At 34.5% G+C, this 14,854-nt stretch carries 15 protein-coding genes; 5 read left to right on the forward strand and 10 right to left on the reverse strand.

Annotated features, from left to right (window positions below; all coding sequences use genetic code 11):
• Positions 1 to 18: 18 nt before the first annotated feature.
• Genes ES675_RS01905 through ES675_RS01920 form a run of 4 tightly spaced genes read left to right on the forward strand, consistent with a single transcriptional unit; the run spans position 19 to position 2,867 of the window.
• Positions 19 to 444: an ATP-dependent zinc protease family protein gene (locus tag ES675_RS01905; protein WP_066249430.1), complete on the forward strand. Its 426-nt coding sequence runs from the start codon at positions 19 to 21 to the stop codon at positions 442 to 444.
• Entirely contained in the window at positions 441 to 1,316 is an 876-nt protein-coding gene (rimK, locus tag ES675_RS01910) for a 30S ribosomal protein S6--L-glutamate ligase (protein WP_066249427.1), read from the forward strand. Before ES675_RS01905 ends, rimK begins: the two co-directional genes overlap by 4 nt.
• A gap of 2 nt (positions 1,317 to 1,318) precedes the next feature.
• Positions 1,319 to 2,317, forward strand: coding sequence for a succinylglutamate desuccinylase/aspartoacylase family protein (locus tag ES675_RS01915; RefSeq protein ID WP_066249426.1), 999 nt, complete (start codon positions 1,319 to 1,321; stop codon positions 2,315 to 2,317).
• Positions 2,304 to 2,867: a 5-formyltetrahydrofolate cyclo-ligase gene (locus ES675_RS01920; protein WP_066249422.1), complete on the forward strand. Its 564-nt coding sequence runs from the start codon at positions 2,304 to 2,306 to the stop codon at positions 2,865 to 2,867. Before ES675_RS01915 ends, ES675_RS01920 begins: the two co-directional genes overlap by 14 nt.
• Here the strand turns inward: ES675_RS01920 and ES675_RS01925 are convergent.
• The 10 genes from ES675_RS01925 to panC form a co-directional block, all read right to left on the reverse strand.
• The gene (locus tag ES675_RS01925; protein WP_066249417.1) at positions 2,864 to 3,685 is read right to left on the reverse strand and encodes a M23 family metallopeptidase; all 822 of its coding nucleotides are present in this window, start codon (positions 3,683 to 3,685) and stop codon (positions 2,864 to 2,866) included. The two genes, ES675_RS01920 and ES675_RS01925, sit on opposite strands and share 4 nt — an antisense overlap.
• Before the next feature lie 49 nt (positions 3,686 to 3,734).
• Entirely contained in the window at positions 3,735 to 4,349 is a 615-nt protein-coding gene (locus ES675_RS01930) for a lipoprotein signal peptidase (protein ID WP_066249413.1), read from the reverse strand.
• Between the two features lie 55 nt (positions 4,350 to 4,404).
• Positions 4,405 to 5,028, reverse strand: coding sequence for a DUF4097 family beta strand repeat-containing protein (locus ES675_RS01935; protein WP_066249408.1), 624 nt, complete (start codon positions 5,026 to 5,028; stop codon positions 4,405 to 4,407).
• Positions 5,029 to 5,087: 59 nt separating this feature from the next.
• The gene (locus ES675_RS01940; protein ID WP_066249621.1) at positions 5,088 to 5,471 is read right to left on the reverse strand and encodes a TraR/DksA family transcriptional regulator; all 384 of its coding nucleotides are present in this window, start codon (positions 5,469 to 5,471) and stop codon (positions 5,088 to 5,090) included.
• A 4-nt stretch (positions 5,472 to 5,475) separates the two neighbouring features.
• Positions 5,476 to 8,880 carry an isoleucine--tRNA ligase gene (ileS, locus tag ES675_RS01945; protein WP_066249624.1) on the reverse strand — a complete coding sequence of 1,135 codons (3,405 nt, stop codon included), beginning with the start codon at positions 8,878 to 8,880 and terminating at the stop codon, positions 5,476 to 5,478.
• A gap of 125 nt (positions 8,881 to 9,005) precedes the next feature.
• The gene (gene radA / locus ES675_RS01950; protein WP_066249404.1) at positions 9,006 to 10,367 is read right to left on the reverse strand and encodes a DNA repair protein RadA; all 1,362 of its coding nucleotides are present in this window, start codon (positions 10,365 to 10,367) and stop codon (positions 9,006 to 9,008) included.
• Between the two features lie 39 nt (positions 10,368 to 10,406).
• Complete coding sequence (locus ES675_RS01955; protein WP_066249399.1) at positions 10,407 to 11,555, reverse strand: alpha/beta hydrolase; 1,149 nt, start codon at positions 11,553 to 11,555, stop codon at positions 10,407 to 10,409.
• A gap of 173 nt (positions 11,556 to 11,728) precedes the next feature.
• On the reverse strand, positions 11,729 to 12,706 hold the full coding sequence (locus tag ES675_RS01960; protein WP_066249396.1) for a lysylphosphatidylglycerol synthase transmembrane domain-containing protein: 978 nt from the start codon (positions 12,704 to 12,706) through the stop codon (positions 11,729 to 11,731).
• 3 nt (positions 12,707 to 12,709) lie between these two features.
• Entirely contained in the window at positions 12,710 to 13,060 is a 351-nt protein-coding gene (gene panD, locus ES675_RS01965; protein ID WP_066249393.1) for an aspartate 1-decarboxylase, read from the reverse strand.
• A gap of 13 nt (positions 13,061 to 13,073) precedes the next feature.
• Positions 13,074 to 13,922 carry a pantoate--beta-alanine ligase gene (gene panC / locus ES675_RS01970; protein ID WP_066249389.1) on the reverse strand — a complete coding sequence of 283 codons (849 nt, stop codon included), beginning with the start codon at positions 13,920 to 13,922 and terminating at the stop codon, positions 13,074 to 13,076.
• Between the two features lie 107 nt (positions 13,923 to 14,029).
• Here panC and ES675_RS01975 point away from each other — a divergent pair, with 107 nt between their 5' ends.
• Positions 14,030 to 14,839 (forward strand): glycogen/starch synthase, encoded by an 810-nt coding sequence (locus ES675_RS01975; protein ID WP_066249617.1) that lies wholly within the window; start codon positions 14,030 to 14,032, stop codon positions 14,837 to 14,839.
• The last annotated feature ends 15 nt before the right edge of the window (positions 14,840 to 14,854 follow it).

Raw genomic sequence — 14,854 nt, forward strand, 5'->3', positions numbered from 1 at the left:
TTTTTAAAAAATTGAAACATGACAAAACAACTCATAGGAAGGGTTGATAAAATAGACTTTCCATTACTTAATTTGTTTGAAATTGATGCTAAAATAGATACAGGTGCATACACATCTGCTATTCATTGTTCTAAAATAGTTGAGGAAAATAACACCTTGCGTTGTAAATTTTACAGCAAGGGCCATCCAAACTTTAGTGGTAAGGAAGTGGTATTTACAGAGTACACCCAAACGGATGTAAAAAGTAGTAATGGGTATAAGGAAAATAGATTCAAAATTAAATCTGAAGTCCTATTCTTTGGAAAAACATATAAGATTAACTTAACTTTAAGCACGCGAGATGATATGCGATTTCCCGTATTAATTGGCAGACAATTTTTAGCTAAAAAATTTCTGGTGGACGTGGACTTGCAAAATCTATCATTTAATAAAAACCAATCATGAACATAGTTATCCTATCTAGGAACCCACATTTATATTCAACACAACGTTTGGTTGAAGAAGCAAAAAAACGCGATCATCGCGTTGAAGTTATCGACCCATTAAAGTGCGATATCATTATAGAAAAAGAAAAACCAACCATATATTATAAAGACCGTTATCTGGATTATGTGGATGCTATTATTCCAAGAATTGGTGCGTCTATTACCTTTTACGGTTGTGCCGTTGTAAGACAATTTGAAATGATGGGTGCCTTTTCTATCGTTTCGTCTGGTTCTATTTTACGTTCTCGCGACAAGCTAAAAAGTCTACAACTTTTAAGTAAAGCTGGAATTGGCATGCCAAAAACTGTTTTTACAAACTACTCACGTGATGCCAAAGAAGTGCTTGCTCATGTTGGTGGTGCGCCAGTAATTATAAAGTTATTAGAAGGAACACAAGGTTTGGGTGTGGTTTTAGCTGAAACTAAAAATGCAGCCGAATCTGTGTTAGAAGCATTTAATGGCTTGGAGGCGCGCGTTATTGTTCAAGAATTTATTAAAGAAGCCAAAGGTGCTGATTTACGTGCATTGGTCGTAGATGGCCAAGTAGTTGGCGCCATGAAACGACAAGGTAAAGAAGGCGAGTTTCGTTCTAATTTACACAGAGGTGGTTCAGCCAATATTATCAAATTAAGCGAAGACGAATTGCGTTTAGCTATGGAATCTGCTCGTGCTTTAAAATTACCGGTTTGTGGTGTGGATATGCTACAATCATCTAGAGGCCCTTTATTATTGGAAGTAAACTCGACACCAGGATTGGAAGGTATTGAAGATGCAACGGGAAAGAACATTGCCAAGGCTATTATTTCGTTTATTGAGCGAAACAAAAAATAAATATGTCGCAAAAAATCATAACCATTTTAGGTGAAAATATTGAGCCAGGCAAAAGCTATGAGCTTAATTTTGATGTGGCTAAACTGCACACAGCATCATCTATTGATGTTCCTATAATTATAGAGCGTGCCAAAAAACCTGGCCCTACGGTTTTACTTACTGCGGGTATTCATGGTGACGAGTTAAATGGTATTGAAATTGTGCGTCAACTCATTGCAAAAGGCATCAACAAACCGAAATGTGGAACGATTATTTGCATTCCTATTATAAATATTTTTGGCTTTATAAATTTAAGTCGGGAGTTTCCTGATGGTCGCGATTTAAATCGGGTTTTTCCTGGTTTAAAAAATGGATCTTTAGCCAGTAGAGTTGCTTATAAACTAGTAAATGAAGTGTTAAATCAAGCTGATTATGTACTTGATTTTCACACGGGAGGTGCTGGTCGTTTTAATGCACCGCAAGTACGTATTGCTAAAAACAGCACCAGACTAGATGCTTTAGCTAAAACCTTTGGCGCACCCTTTATTTTATATTCCAAAAATTTAAAAAAATCATTTAGAGAAACGGCTTATAAAGCTGGAATTGCTACGTTATTATTTGAAGGCGGAAAATCGCATCATATAGATATAAATATAACCAATACAGGCGTAAATGGTGCCAAACGTGTTTTACATAGTTTGGGCATGTTGGGTTCTAAATTTAAAGTAACCGAGCCCAAACAAAAACCGGTGTTTATTATGGCCAGTAAATGGCAACGAGCCAATTATTCAGGCATGTTCAAAGCTTCAGTTGCTACGGGAACCAAAGTAAAAAAAGATGATATTCTTGGGAACATTACCGATCCTTACGGAAAGTTTAATCACTTTGTACGGGCTAATAGTTCGGGATATATTATTAATGTGAATGAATCGCCATTGGTTTATCAAGGTGATGCCTTATTTCATATTACAGCACGTTTAAAGCAGCATCATCTTAAACAGGTTGAAAATGACGAAATCTGAATTACGAAAAATATACAAACAAAAACGGCAAGCACTTTCAACAGAAACGATTGACGATTTAAGTCTTCAAATTGCAAACAACCTTTTAGAAATGCCAATTTGGGAGAATTTATACTACCATATTTTTCTGTCCATTACCGAACTAAAAGAAATTAACACGGATTATATTTTAAGTATTCTTTCGGGAAAAGACAAACATACAATCATATCAAAAAGTAATTTTCAAACCACTAAATTGACGCATTTTTTATTGACAGATGCTACAATCATTAAAAAAAACGCCTACAGTATTCCAGAACCTATTGATGGTATTCCTATAGCTTCAAATGTTATAGATGTGGTATTTATTCCGTTATTAGCATTTGACAAGCAAGGTCATCGTGTAGGTTACGGAAAAGGTTTTTATGATGGTTTTCTGAAAGATTGTAAACCAGAAACGATTAAAATAGGTCTTTCTTTTTTTGAAGCCGAAAACCAGATTGAAGGCATTTTTGAAAACGATGTGCCTTTGGATTTTTGTGTCACGCCAACTAAAACATATCAATTTTAGTCATATAACCGTTCATATTCTGTTTTTTCTGTTAGAAATTGAATAGGACGATCTTCACTAATTTTGAATTTTGTTTCCAGTGTTTTTCTGCCTTTTAAGGTTTGAATAAAGACAACGAAATGCAAATGTGGTCCTGTAGACCAACCTACATTTCCACTTTCAGCAATAAACTGGTTTTTTTCAACAACATCACCTTTCTTTACTTTAGCGCCTTTCCGTTTTATATGTGTGTATTCGGCAAAAGTACCATCGTCATGGTAAACAATAATTTTATTATTAAAATCCTTGCAATCCCGCGTTGTACAATTTTTACTAAATTTATCTACAACCTCTATAACCAAACCACCGCGAGCAGCAAGAATTGGAGTACCAATTGGCATGGAAAAATCTAAAGCATTCTCATTAGCATGAGATGATTTGCCATTATATCCTTGAGAAAGCATATAAGCTTCACCTTTATTGAAGGGCAAAGCGTATGCATATTCTATTTCGTAATCCTTTAAATTATGGTCACCATAATTATAGGTCGTACTTCCACTAACACCATATTTTCCTTTTTTAATTTGTGTTAAGGTTGTTAGCTTAATGTTTGTAGTGTTTGCAGGGAGCAGGAATATTTTATCATTCCCTTCAGAAGATTTTAAATTTTTTAATTTAAAACTAACTTGAATTGACACTGGAATGGGTTCATTGTTATCAACATAAAATTCATAACCGTTTTCTATGTTTTCATAGCGTGACGTCACATCTAACTGCGCATATAAACATGCTGAAATAAGACATGACCAGATCAAAAAACTAATTTTTACTAAATTCATGTTTCAAGTTTTTGAATAGATTTTTTTATACATTATCAAATAAACCCAATTAAGCAAACGCGCGTTTATTAAAAACAATTAGCAACCCAAATCCTGTACTAATAGCCATATCAGCTACATTAAAAACGGGTTCAAAGAAGGTGAAATATTCACCACCATAAAAAGGTAACCAATCTGGTAAATACCCTTTCCATAAAGGAAAATACAACATGTCTACTACTTTACCATGCAAAAGGCTATCATAGCCACCAGAAGCAGGCATAAAGCTGGCTACTTGGCCATAACTATCACCGAATAATACACCGTAAAATACGGAATCGATTATATTCCCCATGGCACCCGCAAAAATAAGCGCTACAGCCCAAATCAGTATTTGTGACTGCTGCTTTTTTGTAGCATCATACAACCAATAACCAATTCCAAAAATAGCCACTATCCTGAATAAAGTTAAAGAAATTTTTGCTGTTCTGTCTGATATAAAGCTGACAAAATCACTAATCTTGGTACCCCAAGCCATGCCATCATTTTCAATGAAATAAATTTTAAACCAACTAAAAACAGGTATATCTTCACCTAAAACAAAATGGGTTTTTATGTATATTTTACTCACTTGATCTATCAGTAAAATGAGAATTATAAAAAGAATGGATTTTTTTAAAGACATCATATTTTCTAGTTCTGAAAAACTATTTTGAAATTGAAGCACAAAAATAGCACTATTATTGGGTTTTTGTTACGCTAATATTTCCGTTTATGGAATTCAATGATATTTGATTTGTTCCTAAAGGCATTTTATCTTGTACAATAGTTCCTTTCTTCGTGTTTAAATCTAATTTCCCCGAACGTGTTTCCAATTCTATATTTCCATGCAAGGTATCCACTTGTAAATCACCCGAATATTTATGGGCTGAAAAATGACCATTTAATAATTCAGCAATTAGAAACTTATAATTACCAATAACGACAACAGACGCAATATCACTTGTAATAATGACCGTTAAATTTTCAGGGATTTCTAATGTTAGCTCAATAGATATTTTTTTATGAGCAGCCAATTTATCATCTGGTTTCACAAATAAAGGTTGGTATGCGCTTCCAATAAAAAGGGTTTGATTTTCATGTCGCGTTTGCAATACAATTTGTTCATTATTCTCACCTTCAACCTGCAGGCTCATTGTGATAACTTGTACTGGTTTTGCAGATATTTTTATTTTAAAAATGGTATTTCCTGCAACATCAATTGTTGAAATTTCAGAGGCATCTATAATCCGTTGCATCCCTTTTTGACTAAATACAGGTGCAGAAAGCAAAATTACCAAAAGGATTGTGGATACGATTTTCATAAAACTAAAAACGCTCCAATAGAGATTGAAGCGTTTATTATTATTTAAACAAGTGAATTTTATTGTTGCATATTTTTTGCTTCAATACTCAACGTAGCATGAGGCACCAATTTTAAACGCTCTTTGGCTATTAATTTATTGGTTACGCGACATACACCATAGGTTTTATTCTCAATACGAATTAATGCGTTTTTTAAATCGCGAATAAATTTTTCTTGACGAATAGCTAATTGTGCATTCGCTTCCTTACTCATGGTTTCGCTTCCTTCCTCAAATGCTTTAAATGTTGGCGATGTATCATCGGTTCCATTATTTAAATCGTTCATATAAGCACTTTTTATAAGCTCCAAATCATGTGTTGCTTTTTCTATTTTCTCTTGTATAATCGTTTTGAATTCAGCTAAATCTTTATCTGAATATCTAACATTCATATCTTCTCCCATATTCTTAATGTTTATTAATGGACAATCTGGTTGTAATTGCATCAAACGCAATTTCTATACCATCTTCAATTTTATCTTTTAATTCTAAAGTTTCGGTTAAGGTTTCTGCTTTAATATACGCTAAATTTTCAGCAACTGCCTCTAAAATTTCATCATGCTTTTGAATAGAAACACTAATTCTATCTGTTACTTCAAAACCTGAATCTTTCCGTAAATTTTGAATGCGGTTAACAAGCTCACGTGCTATACCTTCATAACGTAATTCTTCAGAAATTGTTACATCTAAAGCAACGGTTAAGGCACCTTCATTTGCTACTAACCAACCTTCAATATCTTGTGAGGTAATTTCCACATCTGCGCGTTCTAAAGTAATGCTTTTTCCGTTAATTTCAACATCAATTTCACCCTTTTGCTCGATTATTTTAATATGATTTGCATCAAACTGCTGTATGGTATTCGCTATCAACTTCATGTCTTTTCCAAAACGAGGCCCTAATGTTTTGAAATTGGGTTTGATTTGCTTCACCAAAATTTCAGAAGCATCTTCTAAAATCTCAATTTCTTTAATGTTTACTTCATGTTTGATAAGATCTGCAACAGCTAGAATTTCTTCCTTTTGTTGTTCATTATCCACAGGAATCATAATTTTCTGCAAGGGCTGACGCACCTTAATTTTTTCTTTAGCACGTAAGGACAACACTAAAGATGAAATGGTTTGAGCAGCTTCCATTTTTCGCTCTAAAGATTTATCAACGAAACGCGCATCAAATTTTGGAAAGTCAGCTAAATGCACACTTTCAAAGGTTTCTTTATTAGTCACCGCATTTAAATCCATATACAGCCTATCCATAAAGAATGGTGCAATTGGTGCTGCTAATTTAGCAATAGTCACCATACAGGTATAAAGCGTTTGGTAGGCAGATATTTTATCAGTTTGGTAATCGCCTTTCCAAAAGCGTCTTCTACTTAAACGTACATACCAATTACTCACGTAATCTTGTGTGAAATCGGAAATAGCACGAGCCGCTCTTGTTGGCTCATATTCTTCGTAAAATGTATCTACTTTTTGAATGAGTGTATGTAATTCCGAAAGAATCCAGCGGTCTAATTCTGGACGCTCTTCTAATGGAATTTCAGCTTCTTCGTACGTGAATTTATCTAAATTAGTATATAAACTAAAAAACGAATAGGTGTTGTAAAGTGTTCCGAAGAATTTACGTTTCACCTCTTCAATGCCTTCTAAATCGAATTTTAAATTATCCCACGGATTGGCGTTCGCAATCATATACCAACGTGTGGCATCTGCTCCGTAAGTTGATAAGGTTTCAAACGGATCAGCTGCATTACCTAAACGTTTGGACATTTTCTGACCATTTTTATCTAAAACGAGTCCGTTAGAAACGACATTTTTATAAGCAACCGAATCGAACACCATGGTGCCAATTGCGTGAAGCGTATAAAACCAACCTCTGGTTTGATCGACACCTTCAGCTATAAAATCAGCAGGAAAGGATTCGTTATTATCAATTTTTTCTTTATTCTCAAATGGGTAATGCCATTGTGCATAGGGCATGGAGCCCGAATCGAACCAAACATCAATTAAATCTGACTCACGATTCATAGGTTCTCCTGATGGTGACACCAAAACAATGTCATCAACAATATTTTTATGCAAATCGATTTTCGCATAGTTTTCATCCGAATTATTTCCGATTTCAAAATCTTCAAAAATATCTTTTGAAAGCACACCAGCTTCAACAGCTTTTGCCATTTCAGCTTTTAATTCTTCAACCGAACCAATACAAATTTCTTCTTTCCCATCTTCTGTACGCCAAATTGGTAATGGAATTCCCCAATAGCGGGAACGGGATAAATTCCAATCGTTCGCATTGGCTAACCAATTTCCAAAACGACCAGTTCCAGTAGATTTTGGTTTCCAGTTTATGGTTTCGTTCAATTCAAACATTCTGTCCTTAACATCGGTAACTTTTATAAACCAAGAATCTAATGGATAGTATAGAATTGGTTTATCAGTTCGCCAGCAATTTGGATAACTGTGCTTGTATTTCTCAACCTTAAAGGCTTTATTTTCTTCTTTTAATTTAATGGCTAGTTCCACATCTATAGAACGTTCTGGTGCTTCACCATCAGCATAGTATTCGTTTTTTACATATTTACCAGCATATTCGCCCATTTCTGGACGGAATTTACCTTGCAAATTAACCAATGGCACTAAATTTCCATTTTCATCTTTTACTAACAATGGTGGAATTTCTGGTGTGGCTTGTTTAGCTACCAAGGCATCATCTGCTCCAAAGGTTGGTGCAGTATGCACAATTCCGGTTCCATCTTCAGTAGTTACAAAATCACCCGAAATAATACGGAATGCATTTTCAGGATTATCATTTGGTAAGGCATATGGTAATAATTGTTCATAGGTAATACCTACCAAATCGGTACCTTTAAATTCTTTAACTACGAAATATGGTATTTTCTTATCACCAGATTTATAGTCTAATAATTCCGGTTTAGTTTCAACATGTTTAAATCTCCCATCAAATTGATTGTTAACCAGTGGTTTTGCCAACACAACATTTATAGGTTCAAACGTATATTGGTTATAGGTTTCAACTAACACATAATCAATTTTTGGTCCAACCGTTAAAGCTGTATTACTTGGTAAGGTCCAAGGTGTCGTTGTCCAAGCTAGAAAGTAAATATCGCCTTCATTCTTTAAGAAATCTGGCAATGAATTTTCATTTGCTTTAAACTGTGCTACAACCGTTGTATCTGTAACATCTTGATAAGTCCCTGGTTGGTTTAACTCATGCGAGCTCAATCCTGTTCCTGCTTTTGGAGAGTATGGCTGAATGGTATAGCCTTTATAAATTAAGCTTTTATTATAAATTTCTTTTAATAACCACCAAACCGATTCCATGTATTTTGGGTCGTAGGTAACATACGGATTGTCCATATCTACCCAGTAGCCCATTTTTTCAGTCAGGTCGTTCCAAACGTCTGTATAACGCATAACCGCTTTACGGCAAGCTGCATTGTAGTCTTCCACTGAAATGGTTTTACCAATATCTTCTTTGGTAATGCCTAATTCCTTTTCAACACCCAACTCAATAGGTAAACCATGTGTATCCCATCCAGCTTTACGTTTAACTTGATAGCCTTTCATGGTTTTATAACGTGGGAAAATATCTTTAATAGCACGTGCTAAAACGTGGTGTACACCAGGCAATCCGTTTGCTGAAGGTGGTCCTTCAAAAAACACAAACGGTTCAGCACCTTCACGGGTTGTGACACTTTTTTCAAATACGTTATGTTGTTTCCAATAATCAAGGATATCATCTGCTACTTTTGGCAAGTCAAGTCCTTTGTATTCAGGGAATTTATTACTCATAATTTCGTTCATTCGTTTCGACCTGCGAAATTAATGATTTTTAGGAAAATAGACATTGAAAAAGTGGTGAAATCCCTATTTTAAAATGAGACTTAACGTTCAGTATAGATATATTAGGTATTTAATTAAACAATAAACCCAACCAAATCTTCAATTTTAGAAATCAATTGAATTTTTATTGCCGTATTTTTTAAGGAAATTTTATTGTATTTAGACACAAATATGGTTGAAAATCCTAATTTTTCAGCTTCTAGAATTCGCTGTTCCACACGTTGAACTGGTCGGATTTCTCCAGACAATCCAACTTCGGCAGCAAAACAATAATCTCTTGGCAAAGACACATCCTCATTGGAAGATAATATAGCGGCAACAACCGCTAAATCGATAGCTGGATCATCTACAGTTATACCGCCTGTAATGTTTAAAAACACATCTTTAGCACCTAAACGAAAACCAGCTCGTTTTTCTAAAACTGCTAATAACATATTTAATCGTTTGGCATTAAAGCCTGTTGCACTTCGTTGTGGCGTTCCATAAACCGCTGTACTAACCAAAGCCTGAACTTCAATCATAAGTGGACGCATACCTTCCAAGGTTGCGGAAATAGCATTACCTGATAAATCTTCGTCCTTTTTAGAAATAAGAATTTCCGAAGGGTTTGAAACTTCACGTAAACCAGACCCTTGCATTTCATAAATACCTAGTTCGTTGGTAGAACCAAATCTATTTTTATTAGCCCGTAGAATGCGAAAAACATGATTCCGATCACCTTCAAATTGTAAAACCGTATCCACCATGTGTTCCAAAATTTTTGGACCGGCAATATTTCCGTCTTTGGTAATATGACCAATTAAAACCACAGGCGTGGCGGTTTCTTTAGCAAATTTTATCAGTTCTGTTGTACATTCCTTAATTTGCGAGATACTTCCGGACGAGGATTCAATATAATCACTATGCAACGTTTGAATAGAATCTACCACCACAATATCGGGTTCTAGCTCTTCAATTTGCTTAAAGATATTTTGCGTTTTTGTTTCGGTTAGAATGTAACAATTATTACTGCTTGGATTAATACGTTCGGCACGCATTTTTATTTGTTTCTGGCTTTCTTCACCTGAAATATACAGTGTTTTATAAGGTAATTTTAAAGCTATTTGTAGTAATAAAGTGCTTTTTCCAATTCCGGGTTCACCACCTAAAAGCGTTAATGATCCTGGCACAATGCCACCACCTAGAACGCGGTTAAATTCGGCATCGCCTGTTTGCATACGTGCTTCTTGCGATGCATCAATCTCATTAATTAATAACGGTTTTGAAACGCGCTTTTTATTTGTAGATGTTGGTGTTTTCCAATTACTTTTTTCAGGTTTCTGAAGAACTTCTTCCGCAATGGTATTCCACTCCTTACAAGCCGTACATTGCCCTTGCCATTTGCTGTATTGTGAACCACAATTCTGACAAAAAAATGTTGTTTTTACTTTAGCCATATTTATTTCCTATAAAAATCGGAATATTTTCTATTGCGTTTAATACCCGAAATCCGCTTTAATAGCATCTGCACGACGTAACATTTCATCTTTCGTTATGCCGCCAATTTCTTGCAAAACGAATGCTGTTTGATAGGCTTTCATAGCGCGCTTCGGCTCGCCTGTTTCTTCATAAAAACGGGCTATATAATAATTTCCTAAAAGCGTGTCTGGATATTCTTTACGGGCTATCTTTCCTAATTCTTCGAAATATTCAAATTTTTCAGATTTGTTGATAGCTGCTTCAATAGCATTAAAATCGTTTATTAAAATAGGCTTATCAATATCAAATAAATCCTGAATGGTTTGATATTTCTCTGTTAAATATGTGACTGGTGATCCCTCTAACTTAAGAATGGTATCCCTATATTCTGTTTTGCTGATAGGTTGGAATACAAAGAAAATATCTTCCAAAGCATTTGGAATAGCATGTGCTGGTAATGCGTAGTGTGATGCTTTATCAAACGAATCAAAAGAATATAAGAAGTTTTTATTTTCTACTCCTGAAATAGCGGTGTTTAAGGCATCTGTGCTTTCTTTTAGTTTCGCAATATCATTAGCGGAAGTTGCTAAATAATAAAATATTTTATTTTCAATTTTTGGTAGTTTCTCCGTTAAATAGGCTTGCATATCTGGTGCTAAATCTGGGCTAATAGAAATATAAGCTTGAAATAATGGTTGCCCTTTTAATAGAAAGTAATTCATGAAATTGGCCGTACGATCATGACCAATAATCACCCGAAAATTAACGGTTCGATACGTATCATTTATATACGACAGCAATTCCATACCTAGAAATTCATAGAACGCAGCACCTGTTTCAATTGGCAATGAGTTTTGTTCCGAATACAGAACATCAGCAGAACGCGTATTTACCTGATTTACACCAACCACAATACTTTCTGGCATATCTTCCCAATAGGAATAATAGTCTACATTTCCAGCTACGGCTTCAAACATATAATCGCCATCCAATACCACAATAACCGGATAGTACTTATCGGTATTTGCATCATAACCACGTGGCAATTGCACTTTAATTTCGCGGGTTTCTCCTAATTTGGAAGATTGAAGCGGATGATAAATGACTTGAGACTGTATAGTTGAAATACTAAAAAAAAGAACAAATAGGAAGGCTAGTTTTTTCATGTGTTTATTTTTATTATTTTTTAATTGTCACATGCTGTTCGCTATTAATTTTCACCATAGGTGATAAAACTTTTAGCATGCTCGTTACATAATAAAGCAATAAAATATTTAGGGCAAGTTATGAAAATAAGCCTAAATAATTAATCCGATTAAAAAGAAAATATAATGACCTATTACTTGGAATCTATTTGGTGTGGCACCTTGTTTCTATTGAAGATGGGCAAGTATAATAATGATAAGCCACCAAATAAAATGATGAGTAAAGTTTGCGAGGTCCAAATAATCCAACCAAAAGCAATACTTGGCGCTTCGGGAATAGCAAAAATGGAAAATGCCGCATAAATAGCAATAGGATACGAACCAATACCACCATTAGTAGCCGCAATACTGAATGTGGCAGAAATAAACCCAATTAAAATAGCGCCTAGCGTTATTCCACTTAAAGCTTGAACAGAAAATGTGGTCGTATAAAACATAAGGACATACATAGTCCAAATGAAAACGGTATGGAATAAAAACGCCCATTTTTTTTCCATTTTAAAAATACTCAACGCGCCTTCTGCTAGCCCTTTTATAAAGTTTTTTATTTTCAATCCGAAACCAGCTTTACTTTTTCGGATATAAAAAATAAAAATCCCTAAAAGGAAAATAGCCATTAGAAGATAAATAAGTAAGTTTTTAGGGTTGAAACGCTCCATAAAAAAGGATGCGATATAATCGAATTGCAACAATAACGTAATCCCAATGATAATTAATAGCATGATTAAATCTGCAAAACGCTCCGCTACAATAGAACCAAAACCTTTTTCAAATGGAACACCTTCGTAGGTGGTTAGGATGGAGGCTCTGGCAACTTCACCTGCACGAGGAATGGTGTAATTGATAAGATAAGCCGAAAAAACAGCCATAAAACTATTAGCAAACCGCACTTTGTAACCCATAGGTTCTAATTGAAATAACCAACGATAGGATCGTGATAAGTGACTTAGAAGCCCGAAAAACATACCCAGTGCTATATAAAAGTAGTTGGCATTTTTAAAATATGTTAACAATTCGGACAACGGTACTTTAGATAAAGAATACCCTATTAAAAAAACTCCCAACAGAATTGGGAGTATAATTTTAAGATATTTCTTTAGTGTAGGGTTCACTATTTATTTCAATAAATTATTGTCTTCATTAGGGAAAACTAAAGATGGCTTAAACACTTTAGCTTCTTCAATATCCATAAAAGCGTAGGTAATTAGAATTAAAATATCACCTGGAGATACTTTACGTGCTGCTGCACCATTAAGCGTGATTTCACCACTATTTCGTGGCCCAGGAATACAATAGGTTTCTAAACGTTCGCCATTATTGTTATTCACAATTTGTACTTTTTCACCTTGAATAATATTGGCAGCCTCCATTAAATCTTCATCAATGGTAATGCTACCAATATAATGAAGTTCGGCACCTGTACATTTTACGCGGTGAATTTTAGATTTTACGACTTGAATTTGCATGTGGCAAAGATAATTAATTTAATGCGATATTATCAATTAGTCTAATATCGTCTGCATAGACCGCTATAAACGCTCTATACGATTTGGTTTCTGATTTTTTTGAAACAGGTTTCAGCGTTTCTTCGTCAGCAATTATAAAATATTCTAATTGTAATAAGTCATGATTACTAAACGCGTTTTCAACCCATTCTGTTACATATTTAGCACTTTTTGTGCCAAACTGTTTTTTGGCATCTTTTAGCGTTTTGTATATAAAAGGTGCCGCTATTTTATAATCTGGTTTTAAGCGTTCGTTCCTGGAGCTTAATGCCAAACCATCCGTTCCTCTTTGAATTGGACAACCATGAATGGTAACTGGAATTTGATGCTTTTCAACCAATTTTTTGATAATAGCCAACTGCTGAAAATCTTTTTGTCCGAAATAGGCATGATCCGGTTTAACTATTTCAAATAAACGTTTAACAATGGTACCAACACCGTCAAAATGGCCATCACGAAAACGCCCTTCCATTTCAAACTCCAAACCATCAAAACTAAAATGTTCCGCTTTGGTTTCTGCTTCATAAATATCAGAAACGTCTGGTGCGTATATTATAATTTGGCTTGAAACTGTTTCTAAAAGTTCGGTGTCGCGTGTTAATGTTCGTGGATAATTATTTAAATCGGTTGCATTATCAAACTGCGTAGGATTCACAAAAATGCTAACCACAACACAGTTATTTTGCTGAAGTGCCTCTGACACCAACGACAAATGCCCTTGGTGTAATGCACCCATGGTTGGTACAAAACCAATACTAAACTGCTGGTCTTTTAGACCTTGCAAATGTTTTTCAATTTGCTTCTTTTCTGTAAAAACAATCACTTAATAAAAATTTAACGCGTGCAAACTTAATATTTTACGGGCAATTAGCATAAAATTTTGTAATTTTGCGTGTTTTTTATTTTGAACTTCAAAAGCTATTTAATATTATGAAAGATAAGAGGATATTATATGTATCATCTGAAGTAGTTCCGTATTTACCAGAAACTGAAATTTCATCCATGTCATTTGAAACACCGCGAATGGTGAATCAATTGGGTGGACAAATTAGAATTTTCATGCCACGATACGGTAATATTAATGAACGCAGACATCAGTTACACGAAGTTATAAGACTTTCTGGAATCAATTTAGTTATTAATGATTTGGATATGCCACTCATTATCAAAGTTGCTTCTATCCCTAAAGAGCGTATTCAAGTCTATTTTATAGATAATGACGAATACTTTAAGCGTAAAGCCACACTAACTGATGAGGAAGGAAATTTATTTCCAGATAATGATGAGCGTGCTATTTTCTTTGCCAAAGGGGTAATTGAAACCGTAAAAAAATTAAACTGGGCACCAGATATTATTCATGTTCATGGCTGGCTGGCTTCTTTATTGCCACTATATTTAAAAGAATATTACAAAGACGAACCCTTATTTAACGAAAGTAAAATAGTGACGTCTGTATACAATCAAAGCTTTGATGGTTCGTTAAACAAGGACATGTTTAACAAAATAAAATTTGATAACATCAATGAAGATGCTATTAAAACACTTAAAGATCCAACGTATAATAACGTTATGAAGGTTGCAATTGATTATTCAGATGCATTAATTATTGGATCGGAAGACCTTCCTGAAGATTTAACAAAACATTTAAAAGATTCTAAAAAACCTGTTTTAGATTACAAGCCCAAAGATGAGTTTAGTGAAGCCTATGCTGAATTTTATAATACAGAGGTATTAAGCTAAATTATTTGCGCTAAA

It is taken from the genome of Algorimicrobium algoritergicola (assembly GCF_008086165.1).
GTDB lineage: Bacteria > Bacteroidota > Bacteroidia > Flavobacteriales > Flavobacteriaceae > Algorimicrobium > Algorimicrobium algoritergicola.

Excerpts from the sequence above, each read along its gene's own strand:
- ES675_RS01905 (WP_066249430.1), top strand. The coding sequence starts at position 19 with ATGACAAAACAACTCATAGGAAGGGTTGATAAAATAGACTTTCCATTA.
- rimK (WP_066249427.1), top strand. The coding sequence starts at position 441 with ATGAACATAGTTATCCTATCTAGGAACCCACATTTATATTCAACACAA.
- ES675_RS01915 (WP_066249426.1), top strand. The coding sequence starts at position 1,319 with ATGTCGCAAAAAATCATAACCATTTTAGGTGAAAATATTGAGCCAGGC.
- ES675_RS01920 (WP_066249422.1), top strand. The coding sequence starts at position 2,304 with ATGACGAAATCTGAATTACGAAAAATATACAAACAAAAACGGCAAGCA.
- ES675_RS01925 (WP_066249417.1), bottom strand. The coding sequence starts at position 3,685 with ATGAATTTAGTAAAAATTAGTTTTTTGATCTGGTCATGTCTTATTTCA.
- ES675_RS01930 (WP_066249413.1), bottom strand. The coding sequence starts at position 4,349 with ATGTCTTTAAAAAAATCCATTCTTTTTATAATTCTCATTTTACTGATA.
- ES675_RS01935 (WP_066249408.1), bottom strand. The coding sequence starts at position 5,028 with ATGAAAATCGTATCCACAATCCTTTTGGTAATTTTGCTTTCTGCACCT.
- ES675_RS01940 (WP_066249621.1), bottom strand. The coding sequence starts at position 5,471 with ATGGGAGAAGATATGAATGTTAGATATTCAGATAAAGATTTAGCTGAA.
- ileS (WP_066249624.1), bottom strand. The coding sequence starts at position 8,880 with ATGAGTAATAAATTCCCTGAATACAAAGGACTTGACTTGCCAAAAGTA.
- radA (WP_066249404.1), bottom strand. The coding sequence starts at position 10,367 with ATGGCTAAAGTAAAAACAACATTTTTTTGTCAGAATTGTGGTTCACAA.
- ES675_RS01955 (WP_066249399.1), bottom strand. The coding sequence starts at position 11,555 with ATGAAAAAACTAGCCTTCCTATTTGTTCTTTTTTTTAGTATTTCAACT.
- panD (WP_066249393.1), bottom strand. The coding sequence starts at position 13,060 with ATGCAAATTCAAGTCGTAAAATCTAAAATTCACCGCGTAAAATGTACA.
- ES675_RS01975 (WP_066249617.1), top strand. The coding sequence starts at position 14,030 with ATGAAAGATAAGAGGATATTATATGTATCATCTGAAGTAGTTCCGTAT.